The organism is Methanothermobacter tenebrarum, from assembly GCF_003264935.1.
GTDB lineage: Archaea > Methanobacteriota > Methanobacteria > Methanobacteriales > DSM-23052 > Methanothermobacter_A > Methanothermobacter_A tenebrarum_A.
Genome location: NZ_QLOE01000004.1, coordinates 144,244 through 164,977 on the forward strand (window position 1 = coordinate 144,244; position 20,734 = coordinate 164,977).

Genomic DNA, 20,734 nt, shown 5'->3' on the forward strand with positions numbered 1-20,734 from the left:
TCATAGAGATATCCTAGCAATAGAACCTAGAACTGAAAGGAAAATTGCAATTAAAAATCAGTTTGGAACTACCGATCACACCCCATCTAGGACAACCCATAACATACATGGCTGGTATAAAAGCAGATGTTGTTGTATGTAGTGAAATTTTAAAGACGAACATATAAACGCAATAAATTTATCAGACGAAGATCTCGCATTTTGAGTGAAACACCATTTGATTAAAATAGGAGACAGCAACCCAGCTTTAGAATTTGTAATCCTTGCAAGACTAGACACGTTGAAAAAATCTCTTTGTTTGAAAATAGACTTTCATATGCCTCTATAAAATCCTACACAATCTCCTGGATGATTTTAAGTATTCATAGCAAAATTGGAAAATTCCTTTTACCCTCAAAAGATAAATGATCTTATCATTTTTCCTTTTTTTAGAAACTCCAAAAAACATTCACCCTAAACTTTTCAATTGAAAGCTCACTTCTAACATATTCGGGAAAACAAGCCTTATCTCCAACCAAAAACTTCTCAACCAGGTGATGTAAGCTTTTTTCCAAACTATCACCAAGCTCACTAAATTTCAAGGTAATAATTTTTCTGACTCTTCTTTTTGAGCCCATCTTGGATCTTTTTAATCTCCCTTTAATATTTTCTCTTGGGCGAATGGATCTGGGGGTATGATTTCTAAAACTTTTTCGAAACATTTGATAGCTTCTTCGGATGCTCCAGTATCCGCCAATACAACCCCTTTATAATATAATGCAGAGGCTACATCTTCATCGCGATCTGATAGTTCTATGGTCTTGTCGCAGCATTTAATAGCTTCTTGGTAGTTTCCAAGTTTGTAATAAACGGTTGCTTTAGATAACCATATATTACTATTTTCTGGATCTAATTCCATGGCTTTATTGATACATTCCCAGGCTTCTTCGAAGTTTCCGTTAAATGCGAATACCATTCCTTGCTGGCCCATATTTCGCCGTTATCTGGGTCAATTTTTAAAGCTTTGTCAATACATTTAAGTGCTTCTTCATTTTTTCCGATGGAAGAGAGTATGCTTCCTGGTTGACCATGCATCGCATTCTCGGGGTCTAGATATATCGCTTTGTTGCAGTATTTGATAGCCGGATCAAAATCCGTGACTTCCATTTCAGCTCCATAACCTTGCTTTCGAGATCTATTATTTGTATATCATCATGTTTTCTAGGGCTGATACTATCCCTACACTAAAAATTGTCAATAACCGCATTCTTCCTATTCAGTCATATCACCTTCAAATCCCTTTTAAATAAATTTAAAAACTTTCCCTTCAGGATCCATCCTCCGAAGGGCCCAAGCTGCTGCCGCTCGGACAAGCCCTTCTTCATCCTTCAGTGCTGCTTCGATAAGTGGTCCAACTGCTCGGGGATCCTCTGACACTCCAAGGGCTAAGGCTGCTTCAAAGCGGACACGCAAGTCCTTATCCTTCAGTGCTTCAATAAGAAGCTCAACCGCTCGAGGATCCCCTAACTCCCCAAGGGCTGCGGCTGCTGCAAAGCGGACACTCAAGTTTTTATCCTTCAGTGTTTCGATGAGGGGTTCAACTGCTCGAGGATCCTTTAACATTCTAAGGGCCTGGGCTGCTGACCCGCGGACAAGCCCTTCTTCATCCTTCAGTGCTTCAATGTTCTTGGTAACTGCCCTTTTTGCCTCCTCTGTATCTCTCCATTCCGGATTTATCTTCTCAAGGTTCTCAAGGGCTGCGAATGCTGCCTTGCGGACCTTCTCGTTTTTATCCTTCAGTGCTTCGATAAGTGGTTCAAATGCTCGGGGATCATTTAACTCTCCAAGGGCCCAGGCTGCTCTAAAGCGGACACGCCAGTCTTTATCTTTTAGGGAGTTAGTGAGTGTTTTAAGTGCTTGGCGGGTTTTTAAATTGGTATTTTCGTTACTTACTTTGATTTCTTTTCTGTTTATTTCGAGTTTCTTGCCACAATTTTGGCAGAATTTGGCATTCTGTGTGTTGGGTGTTCCGCATTCTGGGCATGTTCTTTGTGATTTTAATTTAGTCCCGCAATTTTGGCAGAAGATAGCATCTTCCAAGTTTTTATATCCGCATTTTGGGCAAATTTTCAACCTTTCGGAGGCTATGGATTCTTTTATAGTGTGTGTTGTGGGATAGTTCCAAGTGTATTTTATAGTGTGTGTTGTGGGATAGTTCCAAGTGTATTTTATAGTGTGTGTTGTGGGATAGTTCCAAGTGTACCAGTCGATGTTTTTTATTAATTTGTCGTTGATTTTGATTTTCTGTGCTATGAAGTATCCTATTAGTGGTAGTATGGAAAGCCAGAAGATTGGGGAGCCCAGGGCGATAATGCATCCGAAGATGCCTAGGAAAAGATTTGTAATGGCGCTTCTCTCTTTTATCTTAATATACCTTTTGACGGGATCGTTTTCAGCTAAAATATCAATTTGTAAGATGAATGTTAATAAAAAGAGTGGGTGTAGGTAAGTTAAAAGCCAATATAATGTACTGTTTTCCTTGATTGATTTCTTTGATTCGATATAATAATCATAATATTCTTGTGGTGGATAAATGTCACTTATTATTGATTTCACGGCGGTAAGAGATTCCTGAAAAGCTCCCTTCATAGCCTCGGACTCTGAAGGTTCCCTCCCATCCCGGAAAGGGTAATTGTATGGTATGGTATCAAGGATGCTGGCGTCCATTATACCTACATGAGCCCATTTCGAGTCAATTTTAACATCTTCTAGCCGTTTTTCAAATTCTTGATGGAGATCTCCTCTATCAGAGGGATAACACCACTTGTCCGCTATAAAATGGGTTAAGACGCCTAAATAAAAAGGATCAATTCTTCCTTTTATTCTGTCCTTTCTCAACTGCAATATTAGATTTCTCAATCTTTTTACGGTATCTTTATGGTGTGGATAACCAAGATCTATCCTATAAGGATTGTTAGAACGATACAAACTTGTGGCCACCTTATCAGGGTATATACTACCCCTCTTCATCTCCTGGGTATCAAGACCGCAGATATGCCCTATATATGCGGCAATTCTTTTATGGGCACCTGATCTCATACAGACCCCAAATCATAGATAAGCAATCACAATAATATAAAAACTACGCGCTTAATATCCAATTTAAAATTTTTATTAAACTTTATTCCAAAAAAGAAAAATTTTAATACACTAATTTATATAAATGATTTTCAAAAATATCCCAACTACAAAACAAGTTCACATACCATGGCCTAGAATTCAGTTTACAGACGCACACACTAACAGAAATCAAACCACCACTTTCATGAAAAACAGTATGTATTAAAATGTGGGGGGTACATTCCCATTACAAATCGAAATTTGGTGTCTGAGGTCAACATTTTGACAAGGCCCTCTCTGAAAAAATCTTATGTAACACAATTTTCATGGCAAAATACAAATGTTAAGATTGGCATGACAAAAAAGATATTTTGAAGTCATTCAAAAATAAAAAGATGTAATTGTGTGTGGGGTTCTTTTATGTTTGGGAAAACCTGCCCTAAATGTGAGTTCGAGAATTCAGAAGATGCTAATTTTTGTATGAAGTGTGGCAAAGATTTAAAAGAGACTATTGCATACTTTGAAGGGGATAGTGGCGGGCATGATATTGAAGTAACTCCAAATACTCTGATAGTGTATAAGAGAAGTTTGTGGTCTGGTAAAAGAACTGGGAAAGTGAAAGTGTACGAGCGGGGAAAGATGGAAAACATTGAAGTTGGAAGGACATCCTCACACTTGAGTTTTAAGTATAATGGTAAAATAAAGGGATATCGCATTAGTTCGAGGTATTTGGATGAAGTTGAAGAGATACTTGAATTGGGCGAAATAAGAGAGCCTCCAATTTATGTTTTAAATGGTTTGAATGGTAAACTTAAATTATATGAAAATAGGGTCGAGATTAAACGCCTAGGTTTTGGAGCAAAATTATTTTATGGAACTTTTACTGCAGGAGATAAAACGATATACTTACAAGATATTACCGGTGTTGAAGTGAAAAAACCAGGAATTACAGTTGGATACATCCAACTAACCTTACCAGGAGGTATAGAAAAAACTAGTGGAGCGTTCAAAGCAAGAATAGATGAAAACACAGTGACTTTCGCCCAAAAAAATGACTACAAAATCGCATTAAAAATAAAAGAAAAAATAGAAGAATTAAAAACTAAAATTTCCACTGGGACGGCCACTGTAAGTGTAGTCGATGAAATCAAAAAAGCCAAGGAATTATTGGATATCGGCGCGATAACAAAGGAAGAGTTCGAAAAAATAAAAAGAGAACTGTTAAAATGAACCTAGACTTCTTGAAAGACATCCAAATCGGACAACAAGAACCCTCCAGCCAAAACACTTTCTAAAGTTTCGAGTTGAACACCTTCTAAGACAAACAAATAACAAGAAAAAATCAAATAAAAACTAAAAGTCTCATTTCATGTCAAAAATGTAAATAAGACATCATTTTTTTGATTTAGAGTTTTGTAGAGGATATCTTATGTAACTATTATATATTAGAAAGATGATAATTCAAAATGCTAATTATATTTTTCCTCCATGAATTGGTTTCCACAAAGCCGCTTAAAATTCATCTCTTGACAAAAAAATAAAGGTGAATTTATGGACAAAACAACAAAAGCCCTTTTCATAGTCTGCCTTGTTTTAGTCGGAGCCCTAGGATTCACCACAGGACTCCTACTCCAAGAAAAACCAATCCTCCCATCCAAAACCACAAAAAATACAACAATCACGAGTAATCCTAACAAAACTACAAGTAATGTAAATAATGCTAACAAAACCAACCCGACCAAAAGTTCTGGTGGTTCTAGTGGTATGATCTCACCAGAAGAGGCTATTGACATTGTTTCAGCCTATGGTACTGAGAACTGCTACTATGACGTATACTATGATGGAAGGTATTATCAAGTGACAGTATATGATTCAAAGCATCCAGAATATGGTGCTATCGGAGGAGCTACTGTAGATCCTTATACTGGCGAAATCGTCAGAGCCCTTGGATGATCCTCTTATCTTCCTTTTTTTGTTTCTTTTGGGGAGTTCTTTGCCGACATAGAAACTTACAAGTTTGCCGCCCACCCTTTTGTATCCATACCAGTATAGACCATATGGACATTTTTCACAGTTGGGTTTTCCACACCCCACCTTTTCGAGTTGGTAGGTAATTTTACCAGCCCTTTATTTCAATCCCATTTTGGCCTGATTTTAACCCATTAGACAGTATAAAGACTAATTGGTGGGGGTGATGAGAAAACCTTTACATCCTCTTTCTTCCCGTTCAAAGAAAGTCACTTATATTCTCCTAAAATTTCAGGAACGTTATTGGTCAAATTATCCAAGAAATACTAGCCTATTTATTCGGTATAAGATCCGGAGATGATATTCTACCACCAATTAGAATTTATGATCGAATAGAAACCAAATATTACAATAGAAAAATAAATGATAAAAAAATAAACAAACAAATAATGAATTAATTTGGAGGGATGAGTAGATGAAGGAATGACCGGGAGATTGATAGGATCTAGATACTATTAGCTGTGTTATTAAATATCCATCTTCAGAGAACCAGTGACAGAAGATGATCTCGTAAAAGAAACATTACCATTGGCACTTGAATATAATAACCCTCAGAAATTCAACATTTAATACCTTTGGTGGTTTAATATGAAGTGTCCAAGTTGCGGATGTGAAAATGAAGAAGATGCAGAATTCTGCAAAGAGTGTGGTAGAAGATTTAGGGGATTCTTCGAGGCATTAGATGATAAGATAAACATTGCAAGCTTATTCACCGGTTTAATAGTTTCTGTTCTTGTCCTGATATTGTCCTCTCTATTCTTACTTGCCGCCGGCATCACAGTAACAGAATTTACTTGGATTCCTTTAGTAATTCTCATTTTTATAATTGTCGGATTTGCCGGCGGACTAGTCGCGGGATTAGGACGTTCAGATACCATGGATGGCTTTATCAACGGTCTATTCCTTGGCCTGAGCATATTAATTATCTTCGGATTCCTCTTTGGATTGGCACTATTATCCCTAACATTCATTGTAAACGCGATTAAAACAATATGGGGGCTATCAGCGGCTACAGAGGCTGGAAACCCTGAATTTCCAGGTTTAATTGTTAATGGGATAATATTCGTGTTAGGCACCCTATCCAGCGGGGCTGTTGGAGGATCCCTCGGATCTTGCATAAAGAGACTCCTATGAGAGGGGTTTAGTGTTGAAATGTGACAAATGCGGATACGAGAACGACCTTGACGCAAAGTATTGCGTAAAATGTGGTAATAGATTCCAAGAGGGCGCGGACAAGAACATTATCATATTAGTCGTCGCCCTGATACTCGTAGGCATAATAGGAGTGGCCGCTGGGATCATATCAAAATCACAGATCAGAGAAGATGTTCCAGTAAATATCGAGGAAGGATTCCCACTATCAGAGGTCCCAAGTCTTGCTGCTGAAATAGAAAGATCAGGATACAACTTCGATTCAGTCACATATAAAGGCGTCACACTCGATAAATGGCAATGTCTCTATATATTCTCAAGAGCCATTGTAATGATACATAATGGTGAAACTGGCAACATCCCTATAAGAGAATTCACCCCCCCAAACAACCCCTATGGATATGTCGAATCTGGAATGCTTACAAAAGCCGAATATCTTGACATGGCCCAGAGAACCTATAATTGGATGGACAACTATGCAAGTGCACCTAACTTTATCGGCATCACAACACCTGGAGTCCCTGATTTATCCCCTGAAACGGCTTTGAGGATCTATACGAAAATCTTAACATATTACAATACCACGGGAGAACTACCAGAGACAATAAATTTTTAAAATGGGGTTGTAGTAATGTCATAGAAGGATGATAACCTTCTAACTACTGGGATAGAGGATTTTAAAAAATCCATTGGGGTATATTATCCTTTTCTAGCCGATGATGGTTGTCATCGCGCGTGTCCGGGATCCGAGGAAAGGAAAGATACTATCAGGATGGATGAAATCAACCCTACAGGGCCTGAAATATCACAGACTCCTCGAACCAACTAAAGAAGGAGAAGAAGTAGAGATCCAAAGAAGAAATACTATGATGAAATGACTGAGGATAGAAGCAGAGATAGAACTCATTAAAGGAGATTATGACCAAGAAAAAAATTGGAATAGGCGGGGGAAGAATAATGGTGCTTCTATTGCTTTTCTCTTGGTCAGTTCCAGGATGATCTGTAATATGTCCCTGTTTTTTTGTAGTTTTTCAACTTCACATAGCTTCATGCAAATATCAGGTGGTCTAGCTTGTTATGGGAACGCTTAGGGGGGAACTTCATCAAAAGGTAGGAATAGGGACGAAAACATTGCCCCCATCTGCCTAAATTTCTAAAAAAGTTCACTTCTTTATTTTTAACGATTTTATAATTATCATCTGCAACCCCATCGGAAAGGAGATTACACGTGACTAAAAAGACCCTGCCACCCTTCACAAAGACATAGATATAAAGGGGGTTCATCTAAATAATATTGAGTATACTCCACATCACCAAGGTTCCCCTTATCTGCTACACCAAGAGTCCAAGAAGAAACATTATATTCAACATCCTCTAATGGAACATTCTTAGAAAAAAAAACTTACCATGTGTTTTCCTTCCTTATCCTTAAGCACAACAGATTCAAGAACTTTCAGCAAGATCAACATCGTGGATTGTGACATTCAAGTCTTTTTGGTATTCGAAGGAAATATAGTCTCCTGAAAATGTGGTTGTACCAGGATTCGAAATAGTATATAATCCATATGCGATAATGGCAAGTAAAACTAATCCTGCAATTACTTTACCTGCACCTAACACAAACTCCCTCCAAAAGAGCATCATCAAATTAGAGAGGCTTAGATGGTACCATATGTAAACCTAATATATAACTTTTAGTCTCCCAGGCTAAACCTGGGGATACATTCCTGTTACAAATCGAAATTTACTCTCACACCCCGAAAAATCAACCCACTAAATATTAAATCCTGGAAAGGTATATCATTCATTACAAATCGAAATTTAGTGTCTAAACATTCTGGTAAGGCAAGATTTAACTTTGATCGAAATCTTACAAATAATGTAAATAATAAGTGTGGACTGTTACAGGAAAATATTGTTTTATAAGGTTTGGGGATGCGCCGCCTAAAATTCATCTCTTGACAAAAAAATAAAAGGTGAATTTATGGACAAAACAACAAAAGCCCTTTTTGTAGCCTGTTTTGTCCTAGCAACAGCCCTAGGATTCACCACAGGACCACTCCTCCAAGAAAAACCAATCCTCCCATCCAAAACCACAAAAAATACAACAATCACGAATAACCCTAACAAAACTACAAGTAATCTAAACAATACTAACCAGGATAAAGAGGATCTTGTGACATTCCCATCAGGGTATCTAATTCATGTAGGTGAAGCACACCCAATATGTCCCTTCTGCGGCTCCACTGACACCTATCAGACCGGGACAGGACCAGTAGGAGACTACTGGTATTATTATTACCATTGTAATTCTTGTGGCAGGGACTTTGCAGAATACACAGAAAACGTATTCACATAACATGTCTAAAGAACATCATTACGGGCTTTTATGGCATCTATTATGAAAAATGCTGTTAAAGCTTCGGCCCAAATTATGCCTGCTAAAAGCCAGCCCATGGCAGGTGGCATAAACTGTGATCAAGGTTGCAATAAGTTGAGTAGCTACAATGGGCGATGAAAAGTTGTGGTGCTGGTCTGATCTCCCAGAAATGGCCTCTTGTCCTTGCCATGAACACTGTTAAATGGCCGGCGACAGAGAGTTTGAGATATATGAAGGATTGGAGGACTGGGAGGGATAATTGTAATATTCTAATCCCTAAATAAAGCACGAAAAAGGATTCTATAACGCCTAAAATTCCAAGGAATGTGGCTATGCTTAATATGGTTTTCAGATTCCATTTTTCTGGTTTATTTGAATATTTTACATTATCGTAGGCGATTGTCATGATGGGCGCGTCGTTTAATAGTGCTAGTAGAATTATCATCAGGGCGTTTACTGGATAAAATTGGAATATGAGAATGGATGATGTAATAAAAAAATAAAACCCTGATGGTTTCGGTTATTCGGTAAATGGAGTAATTATTCGTTTCGCATTTATTTTTTCTTTGGGGGCTCCTTGTAGTTTTTCGTGTGTTGTTTTGTCTATTTGCTGGTTGCATTCTATGCAAAATCTTGCAGCTTCAAGGTTTTTAATTCCACAGTTTGGGCAAATTTTCAACCTTTCAGAGGCTATAGATTCTTTTATAATCATTAGAAGATCTTAAACGAGATATACTGGGTTTTGCTGGTTATCGTATAACAGATGAAGGAATTCTTGGAGATGTGCAATATACTGAATTTTGGTCAGATCAAGTAGACCAGACTATTTATGTTTTCGAAAAGGATGGCAGAGTCCTCGAAATTCAATGTGACTTTGACACCGAGTGTAAAAATGTGGCGAAAGACACTATAAAATCCTTGAGAGTGAAGAACTGATCTCCCAGGGTGTAGCGCATAGTCCCATACTAAACCCGTACAAAAGGTTGTGAAAAAAAAAACAATGTTTTTGTAAGGAGGCCTTAAACCAGGTTTGAAAAAAAGAAGAAGATTCTACTCCTCCCTAACTCTTTCAATTACCCTAAATATATAGAATTCAAGTTTACAGACGAAATCCACACACTAACAGAAATCAAACTACACATTTTATGAAAAATCAATCAACTAAGTATTAAAATGCTGAAGGCTACATTCCTGTTTACAAGCGAAATTCACACACTCACTTTATTAGTGCATGATATTTAAGTCCTTATCCAACTTGCATATCTTATTTCAGAAAGGGGATTTTGCAAACAGGAGAAAATAAAGCTTTCACATTATGTTATGGGGAAACTTATCGGGTTTTCAATGTCCTGAAACCCCCTCCAACGCTCATTATAACTTAAACCGTTTAATGGGCCTCACAGCAAAATCCAAAAATTTCTTTGCTCACAATATCTTTCTCGCGAGATCTCAATACTAAAAATCTTCCCATCTTCTAAGATTAGATGGGCAGTCGGGGCATGTATGCCTCTTCCCTAATTTATATTTTTAGACCACGAAGATTACACAAACTTTTCTTAATCGAATCCATTTTCGGCGGGGTTCTGGCTCCTAATCATTTTCCTACCCTGTGTGTAATCTTGATTAAAATCAAACTGGAAAAGTGTCTAACCATACCTATGATGAGCGCACACCTTTTTTGGAGGGACGATGATTTAAAGGAAAACTTTGAAAAGTTGCCCTACAAACTACTTCACTGGATACTACTCCTCTATTGTTCCCTTTCTATTTTGATTTTTATTGGCATTTTCTTTCCTTTGAGGAATCTCCAAACAATCAACAAGATTATCAATACTATAAGCCATCCTGGTATCACTATAACCTGGCTTGTGGTTTCAAGCGGCCTTTGCGGATTATATATTCCATATTCTATCTTTGCATCTGCATGGTATATTCCAAGATCCCATAGGCCAGGCCGCCATGTGACAACATCAGTATATTCATCTCCGGGATAGACTCCTCCTTTAGAGTTGATTTTAGCGTTGGTGAACCATCCTTTTAAAGTTATTGTCCCTGTGAAGTTCTGGTAGGTGTTACCAGTATTTTTAAGTGTATACCGGAATTCTCCAGGTAATGGTGTTATAATTATAAGTGGGACTTTGAATTTTTCGAGTTTAAGAGATTCTTTGATGGGCCCTGGCAACCCGATGACGATAGGAACTATGACCTCTGCGCCTTGCATTATAACAAATTGTGTCCCGCCACCTTTAGCTTGGGGAGTCGACTTTGGAGTTGCCCTTATAACCAAAGCTCCTACAGAGTCCCTGTAATTGTAATTTGAGGGTACATTCACCTCAAAATGGACATCCTTATGTTCCTTTGGTCTTAGAGTGAATTTTGTCTCTTTGATTTTTATCCAGTCAGAGGCGCCGCCGTCAACAAGTAGTAGGTGTGTTTTATCCTTCAAGATCCTTTTCTTGTCAACGGTGACATCTATTGTCTCATTCCCAAAATTTTCCACTGTAACTTTCCCAGAGAAATGTGTAGTATTTTTTATTTCGAATCGCGTGGGTGAAACTAGCAAATTCACAGCAGAAACAGAGGACAAGAAAAACACCAATAATATTAAAGTTATAATTGCCCTTCTCATCCCTTTTTCACCTCAAAAAATAAAATAAGAAAATGGGAAATTATAAATTTTATGGTGTTGTTGGTTCTGTTCCACCTGCCTGGACAGCTGCATGGTATATCGTTGTCGTGTAAACTCCTGGTGGCGTTGCAAATGGCACAGTCAAGAAGAGGTCAACAGGCACTGTAAGGTGTGCTCCTTGTGATGGTGGACCCCAACCTGCTTTTACAAGCGCATAGGTAGTATCAAAGGCGGTTTTTTGAAGTGTGTCATTAGCATAACCATCATATTTAAGGTTATCTAATGCTATTTTATCGGCACCCTTTGTCAAGTCGCCTGCAGCCCTTACATAGAGGTCTATGGCCACGTTAGAATATGTGTGGACCTGTTCAGCAGTGTCTCCACCTTCCCAGCTTCTTTCGAAGTTGTCTGCAGGAACGTTACCTAAATTTATTGTACCATTTTCAGTGCCAGCCCATGTAGCTGTAATTGCGATTGTATCAGAAACATTGGCTTGTAAAGTTTGTGTAGTTGATTCTGATGCTTGTGCTGTTACTGGCTGGTAATAGGCCATGCCGACAATGGACATCATTATCGCAGCCAATAAGAATAGCGGGGCGAAACTCCGCATAAATCACACCCCCTTAATGCAAAGCTAGATTTCACTTAAAAAAAAAGTTTGTTGTGAAGATTCTCACAAGTTTTTAAAAGGTGATGATAGTGGAGTCCCTCCGCCTAAAAACTTTTATTTTTGATAAACTTCTAATTTGAATGGGGTGGCTTGGTAGATTCCTTGGCATTGGCAAGGCGATTTTCTATATATGTTTCGATTTGAAAACAAGTATTACTAAATTTCAGATAGGATTCCACCCATGAAGGAGACACTAAACTTCGACTTGTAAAAAAAGATGTAAAAAGTGGGGGGTGCATAAAAGGGAGTAGATTTCGACTTGAAAAATTACATGACCATGGGATACACACACCAAATTTCGACTTGAAAAACTTGTAAACTAAGATAAAAAAACAAATAAAAAATGAAGATTCTATTTCATGCCAATAAAATGCAAATAGAATGATAGTTTTTGATTTAAAGCTTGTAGAAAATATCTTATGTAATTATTATATATATTATATATATATTTTACTGTTACATAAGATATATAATATTCGCCTTGCGAAACCCACTTTCAAATCGAAATTTAGTGTCTGTCACGTGGTGGGGGTACATTCCTGTTACAAATCGAAATCCACTGCTTATCACTATAGGCAGGGGAGATATAGCCTATGTTTACAGACGAAATCCACACACTAACAGAAATCAAACCATCACTTTTATGAAAAATTAATTCACTAAATATTAAATGTTGGGAGAGTATTTTATTACAATCATTACAAGTCAAAAAAATGAGGGAGAGTAAATTTGTAACAGAAATTGTATTCCCAGTAGATTAGCTTGGGAGACTAAATTTCAAGGTGAAAAAATGGAATTGCTGCCTCACACACGTCTTAAGCTTGAAGAAGCCAAACATTTCTATAAATGTATGAAAAAGGCATCAGAGGACCATAAAGGAAATCTCTTCTTTTTTAATTTCAGCGCATTTGTTTCTGCATGGAAGTCAATTGTCAACGACAAATCTTATTTTTTAGCAAATGAAATCTATGGAGAACTCAAGAAATATTACAGAAAGGAAGAAGTTAAGAAATTCAGAGATGAAATTGTAAAAAAGGTTTTTAATAATTTAGAAAAGGATGAAAAAGAAGTTAAAGATGTCTTGGCGGACTTAAGGAATTTGGTAGTTCATAGGAGATTTCCTGATGATCTTAAAATTAAAGTAGAAATGGAAGACTCGCTCGCTCTAAAAGAAAAATGCACTTATAGAATTACATTTTCTACCATGTTTGGAACATATGAGGTATCTGGCAATTTTAATGAGGAAGAAATTTCTAAACAAAAAAGACATTTAAAGAGAGAAAATGATGAAGACAAAGTGTGGATGATATTCTGTACAAAAGATGGAAGAAGAAATATTCTTGACATTTCTAAAAAAGGACTAAATATAGCAGAAAAGGTCGTCGAAGAATGTGAAAAAAGATTGTCTAAAAAACTGAAAAAACATTCCCAATCATGGACTGATTATAAAGCTAAATGGAGCATATGCAATAAAACCTTTTCCGGGCCCATAGATAAAAAGAATATCTCTTTTAAAAGCGTTTTTGATGACCGTTTCGTCAATGTGTTGTATGCAAAACATAAAGACACTATAGTTACACTTCTCGATTCTCATATTCCATACGTTCAGTGCCTTCTAGGAGAAACGCAATTAATGGAAGTAAAAATAGAGGAGCTGTCACCTAAGTTTATGATTGTAGGAGGCGCATTTAGAGAAGAGGAAATTAAATTTGACTGGCTAGAAACAATAATTCCAAATATTCAGTGTGAAATGGAGCCTATAAAGGTGCCATTTAATGGTCATACAATCTCGATCTCATTTTCAGAGAAAAAGATTTCAATTAAACTGATTACTTCAAAACCAATGAACCTACAAGAATCTACAAAGATTATACGTAATATCCAAGAAGTGCTTTCTATTTTATTCGACACACCTATCTACACCTGAATTTTGTGGGAGAAATAGACAGTAAAGAGGTTGAAGTTTATGGTAGATTTCCTAAACCAATAGAACCAACGGATAGATGGAAAATTTTTGATGTATGTCAAATTATTAAGGATGATGAAATTAAATCCATTTTTGACTCTTTTTCCAAAAAATGGGAAAAATGGGACGATCTTTTATCTTTTTACATTGATGCTTCATTTTTTGTAAATCATGCCAAGCTACAGCTTTTTATGTACGTGGCCGGGCTTGAACGTTGGCATGACGAACAATTCCCCAAAGAGAATGTATACATACTTGAAAAGTTAAAGAGGACGAAGGATAAAATTGGTATTGTTTATGAAAGAGTTTTTGATCGATTTGGAGAGGAGCTTAAAGAAGGCTTGGAAGAACTTTGGAACGGCGATTATGAACAATTCTTAGACAAATTTTTCGAACGCGCAAAGGATACAAGGAATGCAATAGCACATGCTTCAATAGCACATCCTTCAAGGAAGAAGCATGTATTTGAAAAACCTGAAGAGTTTATCAAGGCAAATGAGCTATTACGTTTAATATTTAGGGCATGTCTGTTGGAAATCACAAGATTAAAAGAAGAAAGAATCGCTGAAATCCTTATTGGAGAAGAAAAAAACACTCGGATTAAATAGACCCAGAGAATATTATGACAAGATTCCAGAAGATAAAATAGAAAAAGCATTGGGAGGATTTGGAGATAATAAGGAAAATTTACTTAACAATGTCAAGGATAAGGACTTTGCTAACTTTATATGTATTTTTTTCAAGGCTGCAACTTATACAAGACATTTGATAGCACATGGCGGGAAACTGAATAAGGAACTTAGATGTCCCCATAAATTTAAAGACGAAGACAAGGTATACCCCACAATATGCTCTAATAATTACCTCTTCGAAAATGAATTACTTAAATTGATATTAAGAGCTTGCCTACTAAAAACCCTAGGCGTGGAAGAAATCGTGGAAATCATTGAAAGTACCCAAGAAGATGATCTAAAATTAGCTATCCGTGGAACTCATTATCCATGGCTGAATTAAAGTAACTTCTTTTCTATTTCCTCCTTTTCACTTTCACTGAAACCATAAAGCTTATAGACAAGCTCGTCTATTTTCTCGTCAACTTCTCTGATTTTATCATCTAGTACTTGCAGACTCATGGTTTTAGCAGGTGAATCTTTGAAATCTTTTTTCTCGTATTCTTTTTTGAGGATTTCCATCAAGGCTTTTATGTTCTCAACGTCTCTTTTTTTGTTTCTTGTGGACCTTGGAACTTTTATGTCTTCTAGTAGGGTTTCAAGGATCTTTTTCTGGCTCCTGTAGGCCTTCTTTTTACCCTCCACAGCAGATGCTATTGCAAAATGGAAAAACTCCTTTATCACGGGATCTTCAAAGACTATTTGTATCACATCTTCTACTAGACCGTCATCATAACCTACAGAAATTATCAGAGAATCTCCATAACCCTTAACCTTATAAAATCTTGGAAGGCCCACCTTTTCATCATCTATTAACCTCTTCGTTTCAACCAAGTTGATAGAATAATCAGGAGCATTCTTGGGTTTGAGATATTGGCCTAGAGGACTATTCATCCTACCCTGGCCTATATTTTCAACAAGAGCCCTAAAAGATTTAATAAGAAATTGCCTTTGCTTATTCAAAACCAAAATCTGATCAACAAAACCTTCTATCTTCTCCACAAGGTTTTTATTTTCTTTTGTAATGGGGGGAACGGGAATACGTTCAACATATTGGTTTGAAAGTAAAAATCCCTTGTCTCCGTATTGATGAACATAAGTTCTAACATAAAAATCTACTAATTTTGAATTTAAAACCCCAACTAAAAACTTGATATTAGCATTTGTCATAAAAGCCATTGAATCTAAGGCATATAAGCCCTTTGGAACTAAAGAAAACGAAAATCGCTGTGTTATTCTTTGCCATACGATTTTTTCCTTTTCAAATTCTTGTAAATATTCTTCTGTTGGGTTATTATCCAATTCCAACCAATGGTGTTGGCCTGGATAATCTCTACTCTTTTGACTTTCACCAGCGCGGGTGTATCTGCATTGTCCTCTATTTTTCAGCTCTTTTTCGTACTTTGATAAATGTTTTACAATTGAAGGATAAAGATGTGCTTCTTTATAAAAACCAAATTTTGCTAAGATTATCCAAATATCCTTCCAATTATAATAATAACGCTTTATATCCCTTCCTCTTAAGACTGGTTTGATTATCTTTTCTGTTCTTTTTCTCTCGTCTTCTGTCCTGCAAGCATCTAATATTTCTCTTCTTTTCTGGCCGTTGATGATGAAAGCCTCATTAAAACCTGTTTTGATGCCATAGTAAATATTTATATTCCATTCTTTTAGTGGTTTGCCAATCTTTTCTATCTTTTCTTTTATCTTGAAGGTTTTTTCTGGTTCGAAGGTCCATGTTTTCTCGTCTAGGTGTTCTTGTGGCATGTAGAAGCTTTCGTTGACTTTTATTTTGTCTTTGCGCGTGGGGGGTTTGTTTTCTATTACTATCACGGCGGGGTCTACTGTGGCGTCTTTGAATACTTTTGTGCCTGTGTAGTCATAGTATTTTTTGATTGTGAAGTTGTTTTGGATCCATTTTCTTATTGGCTGGCCATATTTTGCTCTGGTGTATTTGTTGGATGTTATGAATGAGAATAGTCCTTTTTTGTTTAGGAATTTTAGGCTTCTTTCCATGAAGTAGGTGTAGAGGTCGGCTGTGCCTGTATAAGTCTCGTATTGGTCTTTGAGGTATGGTTTTATGTTTTTTATTTTTTCTTGTCTCCTGTAGGGTGGGTTTCCAATGATGACATCGAAGCCTCCGTTTTCTTTTAGGTTTCCTTCTTTGTCATAGAATACTTCGGGGAATTCGAGTTCATAGTTGAATGGTTTGTGTTCGTTTGGGTTTTCGAAATATTCATAAAGATTCTCGTTTATTTTCTCTTCTAGGTCTTCTCTTATTTTTTTGTATTCTTTTTCGAGTTTATTCTTCTTTTCCGGGTCTTCTTCCCTTTTTATTTTTTCTCTCAACCTTATCATTCTTTTTATTTCTTTAGCATGCTCTAGTAATTCTTTTTTGTTTTCGACTCCTGTTATGATGGAGTTTCCAACTTTTATATTTTCTTCGAGGATTAGTGGCAGTTTTTCCCCTCTTTTCAAGGCTTTTAACATTAGGTTTATTGAGGCTATCTCGGCTGCTGCCTTGTCTAAATCGACACCATAAAGGTTCTTTTTCAATATCTTCCATCTATAATTTTTCAGTGGCCTGTCTAGTTCATTGAGGATGTTGGCATCTGTTATTTTAACATGTTTGCCCTGGTTTTCTTTTCGGATCTTCTCTTTGATTTTTTCTATTTTTTTCTTGTATTTCTTGTAGTATTTTTCGAAGAAGTCGTAGGCTTTGATTAGGAATGATCCTGAACCGCATGCAAGGTCAAGAACCTTAATATCCTCGATCCCATTGAACCTTTTAATGGCCTCATCATATTCTCCATTGTCTAGTAGTCTGCTTACTTCTTTCCAGATTTTCTCTAGTTTAATTCCTAGTGTGTTTTCAACGATGTATTCTACAACGTGTGTTGGTGTGTAGTATATTCCCATGCCTTTCCTTGCCTCTTCATCTGACTCCAACTTTATCTTACCATCTTCTTCTTTGAGTTTGGTTGCGAGGTAGGCCTCATAGGTGTTCCCGAGGATGTCTGATTTGAATTTTCTGAAATTCTGCATGTAAAGCTCTTCTATTATACTTGCAAGTATACCGTCATCGATTCTCTTGAGTATCTCGTCTATCTTCTCGTTTTTTTCGAAGATCTTTGTGTTGTGTATCTTGTCAAAACCATCAAAGAAACCTATCAATAATGATGATAAATCAACATAATCTGTACCTTTGTAAGAATCTAGGAGTCTTTTGAGTTGGTCTGGTTTGTCAAGGACCCATTTGTCCTCAGCATACCTTATCACGACAAGTCTGTCCAATATTCTCTGAACATAAAAGTTTATCTCCTCAAAATCCATCTCCGGGAACTTCTCATTTATTTCCCTTGCAAGGAGCATTCTCCACTGCCTCATCAAGTTCAAGAATTCTTCATCGATATCTGGCCTCTCTATCCTCTCCTGGATCTTGTCTATCTCGCCACCTTTAACGTTCTCCTTGGATAAGAGGATTATGTCGTCTATTCTTTCAAGGTATTCTTCAGGTTTTTCAATGTCGAGGACAACTTCTCCTGTATAAGCGTTAAATAGCCTGAACTTTTCAAAATTTGTCAAGGCAGCCCATTTCACCTCAAGGTCTCTTCCTGCATAATTCAAAGCTTGCCTTTCTTCATCGGTCCAATCGATAGTAACATTACCATATAGTGTTGTCTGCGGTTCTCTTCGGGGGATTGCACCAAATTTTTTAGCTTCAACAAAAATAACAGGTCTATTATCTATTTTGAGCGCTATATCCACATATCCTCTTCCACGGACGTATTCTTCGGCATTATATTCATTTGAGTCTCTGACATTCCATCCAAGGATTTTAAAGAAGGGGTCTATGAAATCTTTCCTTACATTAGCTTCACTATAGCTCCTTTTATCATCAATCCCCTCATACTTTTCTATCAATTCTGTCATTTCTTCTTTGACCTTTAGCAATTCCACTAAATGCCCCCCTCTTGAAGATGTTGTGAAAGTTCATGAGAATCTTGAATTGGCTATGAAAACAATTGAAAATCTTAATTTGACTCCGGAATTGTTCAGGTGATGACATTATTTTTCTTTGGTGGACCCTTCTATTGCTTTTCTTTTGGTTAGTTTTTCTAGGATGATCTCTATTATGCTTCTGTTTTGTAGTCTTTCTACTTCGTTTTGCAGGTGGCTGACTTCCTTTTCTCTTTTTTTGAATACTTCTTGTAGGTGTTTATGTTCATTTTTTAATTTTTCATAGTCTGCCTGTAATTGGCTTAATTGATTTGTTAATTTCCTGTTTTCTTCTACTATTTTCCTGTATTTTTCCTGGTTCTCTACAAGTTTTTGGAATTGGGTTTTTGGGATTATGCAAACTTTCTCCTCACATTCAAAAGCCTGCATTCCACGTCATCTTTTCTTAGGTTTATGGTGTATTGTTTTGTGGTGTATTGGCGATCATTGCGCTTGTATTTGCGCTCATAACATTTGATCATGGACTCTAAGAATTTCATATTGTAGTCTATTGTAGATTCTACAATATAATATTGTAGTCTATTGTAGATTATTGGTAGTCTATTGTAGTCTATTGGCATGTTACAATAGTCTATTGTAGAAAAAATAAATTAATTTGGAAAGCGAGAATATTTTTTTGTAGTTGATTTTTTAGTGTGGTGGGGGGTTGTTATGCCTTGTTTAATATGTGACAAATGTAACGTTTACTATGAAATTGAAGATGAGGAGGAGATATTCGAATTTTGTGAATGTGGAAACAGACTCAAGTATTATGAGAGCCTAGAGGAGTACTATGAAGAAATAGAATCTGAAGAGCCGATAAGAGAGACTATAAGGTTGCGAAGAAGTTACACTGAAATAAGAAGCCGTGAATATACATTAATAGAAATTTTAGGGGCTGTTATGAGCATAATAGGCATCATTGGACTAATAATGGGATCTGCAATAGGCATGCTCTTTTTGATAGGAATTCTAACATTCACATATGCTAAGAGCAAGGGATACAGTTGGAAGAAAGGATTAGAAGGAGAAAAGATAGTAAGCCATTACCTAGAAACATTACCGCAAAGCTATGTCGTTTTTAATGATGTGAAATTGCCTGGGAGCAGAGGAAACATTGATCATGTAGTTATCGGGCCTACCGGGATACTCGTAATCGAGACCAAAAATTATGAAGGCGAATACATAATAAAAGGAGACGAATGGTACTTGAAAAAGGGCCCTACACTAAATCCTAAAAAAGAAAAAAGAATAACTAAAAAACCGGGCAAACAAGCAAAAGCTAATGCATTAATCCTAAGAGACTTCCTATCAGATAATATTGATATGAGGCCATGGGTACATGCCATCGTTGCACTAACAAGCCAAAAGCCCCACAAGGTACTAACAGAACACTATTCGGTTTTACAACCTGAAGAAATACCAGAATTTATCATGAGCAAAAAAGGAAGATTTACAGAAGACTCCATAGAAAAAGCCACCGAATTACTTAGCCAATACAGCGCAGAAGTCTCGTTCATGTAAAAACAAGCTTTTTTTAATGTTTTCTACGAATCTTATGTAACAAATTTACATCTATAGATTGTTACATAAGAGATAATGGCATCCCCCCTAAAGAAGGGGGGCATTCTCTTTCTTTAAGGTCCAGGAAAAAATAAATTAGATTGTGAGTCTTTCTTGCAACTGCTTTGATACTATTGTGTCGAATGAGAACATTAGGCCCTTGGATTTTTCCGTGTCTAAAATGAAGTGTTTTCCTGCGTCTTCTAATGCGTGCAATGGGTATATCGTTGTCATTATATTGTATGTTACAAGGTATGGTTTTGCTTTGAATTTGTAGGCAAGTGTCTTGAACCTCCAAATGTGCCTTTTGAGTATTTTGAACTCTTCCTTGTACGGTAATAGTATCATGAATATGTATAGTGCTTCGCCATCACCTGCTACTGCAAGGTACGATTCAGCATCCTTCAACAATTTCATTTCAAAGTCATATTCCTTTAACTCATTTTTAATTTCCGTAATCTTGGTTACCCTTTGAAAATTTTCAAAACCTGACAATAACATTCACCTCCCAAGATTGTGTTAAAAAAATAATAATACCCGCGCCCTCGCTTCGCTCGGGCGCGGCTAATCATCGGGT

General features: G+C 36.8%; 22 protein-coding genes and 2 pseudogenes. 10 read left to right on the forward strand and 14 right to left on the reverse strand.

Annotated elements, in window-relative coordinates; genetic code table 11:
• Positions 1–628: 628 nt before the first annotated feature.
• The 4 genes and pseudogenes from DPC56_RS04710 to DPC56_RS04720 all read right to left on the reverse strand — a co-directional run bounded on the left by DPC56_RS04710 (position 629) and on the right by DPC56_RS04720 (position 3,078).
• On the reverse strand, positions 629–910 hold the full coding sequence (locus DPC56_RS04710) for a tetratricopeptide repeat protein (RefSeq protein ID WP_394339525.1): 282 nt from the start codon (positions 908–910) through the stop codon (positions 629–631).
• Between the two features lie 6 nt (positions 911–916).
• Positions 917–970: pseudogene (locus DPC56_RS08530) on the reverse strand (hypothetical protein); the annotation flags it as partial.
• 20 nt (positions 971–990) lie between these two features.
• Positions 991–1,146 (reverse strand): annotated as a pseudogene (locus DPC56_RS08535) (hypothetical protein); the annotation flags it as partial.
• 135 nt (positions 1,147–1,281) lie between these two features.
• Complete coding sequence (locus DPC56_RS04720) at positions 1,282–3,078, reverse strand: HEAT repeat domain-containing protein (protein WP_112093914.1); 1,797 nt, start codon at positions 3,076–3,078, stop codon at positions 1,282–1,284.
• Positions 3,079–3,519: 441 nt separating this feature from the next.
• Between DPC56_RS04720 and DPC56_RS04725 the strand changes: the two genes are divergently transcribed.
• The 5 genes from DPC56_RS04725 (at position 3,520) to DPC56_RS08200 (ending at position 7,157) form a co-directional block, all read left to right on the forward strand.
• Positions 3,520–4,329 carry a DUF4429 domain-containing protein gene (locus DPC56_RS04725; RefSeq protein WP_112093915.1) on the forward strand — a complete coding sequence of 270 codons (810 nt, stop codon included), beginning with the start codon at positions 3,520–3,522 and terminating at the stop codon, positions 4,327–4,329.
• A 321-nt stretch (positions 4,330–4,650) separates the two neighbouring features.
• Positions 4,651–5,052: a hypothetical protein gene (locus tag DPC56_RS04730; RefSeq protein ID WP_112093916.1), complete on the forward strand. Its 402-nt coding sequence runs from the start codon at positions 4,651–4,653 to the stop codon at positions 5,050–5,052.
• A gap of 663 nt (positions 5,053–5,715) precedes the next feature.
• Positions 5,716–6,261, forward strand: coding sequence for a zinc ribbon domain-containing protein (locus DPC56_RS04735; RefSeq protein ID WP_112093917.1), 546 nt, complete (start codon positions 5,716–5,718; stop codon positions 6,259–6,261).
• 13 nt (positions 6,262–6,274) lie between these two features.
• Positions 6,275–6,895 carry a zinc-ribbon domain-containing protein gene (locus DPC56_RS04740; RefSeq protein WP_112093918.1) on the forward strand — a complete coding sequence of 207 codons (621 nt, stop codon included), beginning with the start codon at positions 6,275–6,277 and terminating at the stop codon, positions 6,893–6,895.
• 100 nt (positions 6,896–6,995) lie between these two features.
• Entirely contained in the window at positions 6,996–7,157 is a 162-nt protein-coding gene (locus DPC56_RS08200) for a hypothetical protein (protein WP_181454390.1), read from the forward strand.
• Positions 7,158–7,195: 38 nt separating this feature from the next.
• Here DPC56_RS08200 and DPC56_RS08465 read toward each other — a convergent pair whose 3' ends face one another.
• Together DPC56_RS08465 and DPC56_RS08205 are read right to left on the reverse strand one after the other, a co-directional pair.
• The gene (locus DPC56_RS08465) at positions 7,196–7,330 is read right to left on the reverse strand and encodes a hypothetical protein (RefSeq protein ID WP_281267920.1); all 135 of its coding nucleotides are present in this window, start codon (positions 7,328–7,330) and stop codon (positions 7,196–7,198) included.
• A 392-nt stretch (positions 7,331–7,722) separates the two neighbouring features.
• The gene (locus DPC56_RS08205; RefSeq protein ID WP_181454391.1) at positions 7,723–7,923 is read right to left on the reverse strand and encodes a hypothetical protein; all 201 of its coding nucleotides are present in this window, start codon (positions 7,921–7,923) and stop codon (positions 7,723–7,725) included.
• Between the two features lie 340 nt (positions 7,924–8,263).
• Here DPC56_RS08205 and DPC56_RS04750 point away from each other — a divergent pair, with 340 nt between their 5' ends.
• Positions 8,264–8,638, forward strand: coding sequence for a hypothetical protein (locus tag DPC56_RS04750; protein ID WP_112093920.1), 375 nt, complete (start codon positions 8,264–8,266; stop codon positions 8,636–8,638).
• Between the two features lie 82 nt (positions 8,639–8,720).
• On the opposite strand, the gene DPC56_RS04755 is transcribed toward DPC56_RS04750, so the two are convergent.
• From DPC56_RS04755 to DPC56_RS04765, 4 genes are all read right to left on the reverse strand, one after another.
• On the reverse strand, positions 8,721–9,104 hold the full coding sequence (locus tag DPC56_RS04755; RefSeq protein ID WP_220084813.1) for a hypothetical protein: 384 nt from the start codon (positions 9,102–9,104) through the stop codon (positions 8,721–8,723).
• Between the two features lie 75 nt (positions 9,105–9,179).
• Positions 9,180–9,338, reverse strand: coding sequence for a zinc-ribbon domain-containing protein (locus tag DPC56_RS08210; RefSeq protein WP_181454393.1), 159 nt, complete (start codon positions 9,336–9,338; stop codon positions 9,180–9,182).
• Between the two features lie 1,071 nt (positions 9,339–10,409).
• Entirely contained in the window at positions 10,410–11,288 is an 879-nt protein-coding gene (locus DPC56_RS04760; RefSeq protein ID WP_112093921.1) for a fimbrial biogenesis chaperone, read from the reverse strand.
• A gap of 49 nt (positions 11,289–11,337) precedes the next feature.
• Positions 11,338–11,898, reverse strand: coding sequence for a hypothetical protein (locus DPC56_RS04765; protein WP_112093922.1), 561 nt, complete (start codon positions 11,896–11,898; stop codon positions 11,338–11,340).
• An 850-nt stretch (positions 11,899–12,748) separates the two neighbouring features.
• On the opposite strand from DPC56_RS04765, the gene DPC56_RS04770 reads away from it, so the two are divergent.
• The 3 genes from DPC56_RS04770 to DPC56_RS04780 are packed head-to-tail and all read left to right on the forward strand — an operon-like array spanning position 12,749 to position 14,938.
• A complete protein-coding gene (locus tag DPC56_RS04770) occupies positions 12,749–13,885 on the forward strand; it encodes a hypothetical protein (RefSeq protein WP_112093923.1) in 1,137 nt (378 codons plus the stop codon).
• A gap of 5 nt (positions 13,886–13,890) precedes the next feature.
• Positions 13,891–14,532 (forward strand): HEPN domain-containing protein, encoded by a 642-nt coding sequence (locus tag DPC56_RS04775; protein ID WP_112093924.1) that lies wholly within the window; start codon positions 13,891–13,893, stop codon positions 14,530–14,532.
• Positions 14,501–14,938 (forward strand): hypothetical protein, encoded by a 438-nt coding sequence (locus DPC56_RS04780; RefSeq protein ID WP_112093925.1) that lies wholly within the window; start codon positions 14,501–14,503, stop codon positions 14,936–14,938. Before DPC56_RS04775 ends, DPC56_RS04780 begins: the two co-directional genes overlap by 32 nt.
• On the opposite strand, the gene DPC56_RS04785 is transcribed toward DPC56_RS04780, so the two are convergent.
• The 3 genes from DPC56_RS04785 to DPC56_RS08115 form a co-directional block, all read right to left on the reverse strand.
• A complete protein-coding gene (locus DPC56_RS04785; RefSeq protein WP_112093926.1) occupies positions 14,935–18,555 on the reverse strand; it encodes an Eco57I restriction-modification methylase domain-containing protein in 3,621 nt (1,206 codons plus the stop codon). The genes DPC56_RS04780 and DPC56_RS04785 overlap by 4 nt on opposite strands.
• A gap of 108 nt (positions 18,556–18,663) precedes the next feature.
• A complete protein-coding gene (locus tag DPC56_RS04790) occupies positions 18,664–18,984 on the reverse strand; it encodes a hypothetical protein (protein WP_112093927.1) in 321 nt (106 codons plus the stop codon).
• A complete protein-coding gene (locus DPC56_RS08115) occupies positions 18,948–19,175 on the reverse strand; it encodes a hypothetical protein (RefSeq protein WP_146737612.1) in 228 nt (75 codons plus the stop codon). The genes DPC56_RS04790 and DPC56_RS08115 overlap by 37 nt, the downstream gene beginning before the upstream one ends.
• Before the next feature lie 91 nt (positions 19,176–19,266).
• Here DPC56_RS08115 and DPC56_RS04795 point away from each other — a divergent pair, with 91 nt between their 5' ends.
• Entirely contained in the window at positions 19,267–20,118 is an 852-nt protein-coding gene (locus DPC56_RS04795) for a nuclease-related domain-containing protein (RefSeq protein ID WP_112093928.1), read from the forward strand.
• A 135-nt stretch (positions 20,119–20,253) separates the two neighbouring features.
• Here DPC56_RS04795 and DPC56_RS04800 read toward each other — a convergent pair whose 3' ends face one another.
• Positions 20,254–20,652 (reverse strand): hypothetical protein, encoded by a 399-nt coding sequence (locus DPC56_RS04800; protein ID WP_112093929.1) that lies wholly within the window; start codon positions 20,650–20,652, stop codon positions 20,254–20,256.
• Between the last annotated feature and the right edge of the window lie 82 nt (positions 20,653–20,734).

What these genes read in the sequence shown, in the direction of transcription:
- DPC56_RS04720 (WP_112093914.1), bottom strand. Translation starts at nt 3,078, where the DNA reads ATGAGATCAGGTGCCCATAAAAGAATTGCCGCATATATAGGGCATATC.
- DPC56_RS04725 (WP_112093915.1), top strand. Translation starts at nt 3,520, where the DNA reads ATGTTTGGGAAAACCTGCCCTAAATGTGAGTTCGAGAATTCAGAAGAT.
- DPC56_RS04730 (WP_112093916.1), top strand. Translation starts at nt 4,651, where the DNA reads ATGGACAAAACAACAAAAGCCCTTTTCATAGTCTGCCTTGTTTTAGTC.
- DPC56_RS04735 (WP_112093917.1), top strand. Translation starts at nt 5,716, where the DNA reads ATGAAGTGTCCAAGTTGCGGATGTGAAAATGAAGAAGATGCAGAATTC.
- DPC56_RS08200 (WP_181454390.1), top strand. Translation starts at nt 6,996, where the DNA reads ATGATGGTTGTCATCGCGCGTGTCCGGGATCCGAGGAAAGGAAAGATA.
- DPC56_RS08465 (WP_281267920.1), bottom strand. Translation starts at nt 7,330, where the DNA reads ATGAAGCTATGTGAAGTTGAAAAACTACAAAAAAACAGGGACATATTA.
- DPC56_RS08205 (WP_181454391.1), bottom strand. Translation starts at nt 7,923, where the DNA reads ATGATGCTCTTTTGGAGGGAGTTTGTGTTAGGTGCAGGTAAAGTAATT.
- DPC56_RS04750 (WP_112093920.1), top strand. Translation starts at nt 8,264, where the DNA reads ATGGACAAAACAACAAAAGCCCTTTTTGTAGCCTGTTTTGTCCTAGCA.
- DPC56_RS04755 (WP_220084813.1), bottom strand. Translation starts at nt 9,104, where the DNA reads ATGATAATTCTACTAGCACTATTAAACGACGCGCCCATCATGACAATC.
- DPC56_RS04760 (WP_112093921.1), bottom strand. Translation starts at nt 11,288, where the DNA reads ATGAGAAGGGCAATTATAACTTTAATATTATTGGTGTTTTTCTTGTCC.
- DPC56_RS04765 (WP_112093922.1), bottom strand. Translation starts at nt 11,898, where the DNA reads ATGCGGAGTTTCGCCCCGCTATTCTTATTGGCTGCGATAATGATGTCC.
- DPC56_RS04770 (WP_112093923.1), top strand. Translation starts at nt 12,749, where the DNA reads ATGGAATTGCTGCCTCACACACGTCTTAAGCTTGAAGAAGCCAAACAT.
- DPC56_RS04790 (WP_112093927.1), bottom strand. Translation starts at nt 18,984, where the DNA reads ATGCAGGCTTTTGAATGTGAGGAGAAAGTTTGCATAATCCCAAAAACC.
- DPC56_RS08115 (WP_146737612.1), bottom strand. Translation starts at nt 19,175, where the DNA reads ATGCCAATAGACTACAATAGACTACCAATAATCTACAATAGACTACAA.
- DPC56_RS04795 (WP_112093928.1), top strand. Translation starts at nt 19,267, where the DNA reads ATGCCTTGTTTAATATGTGACAAATGTAACGTTTACTATGAAATTGAA.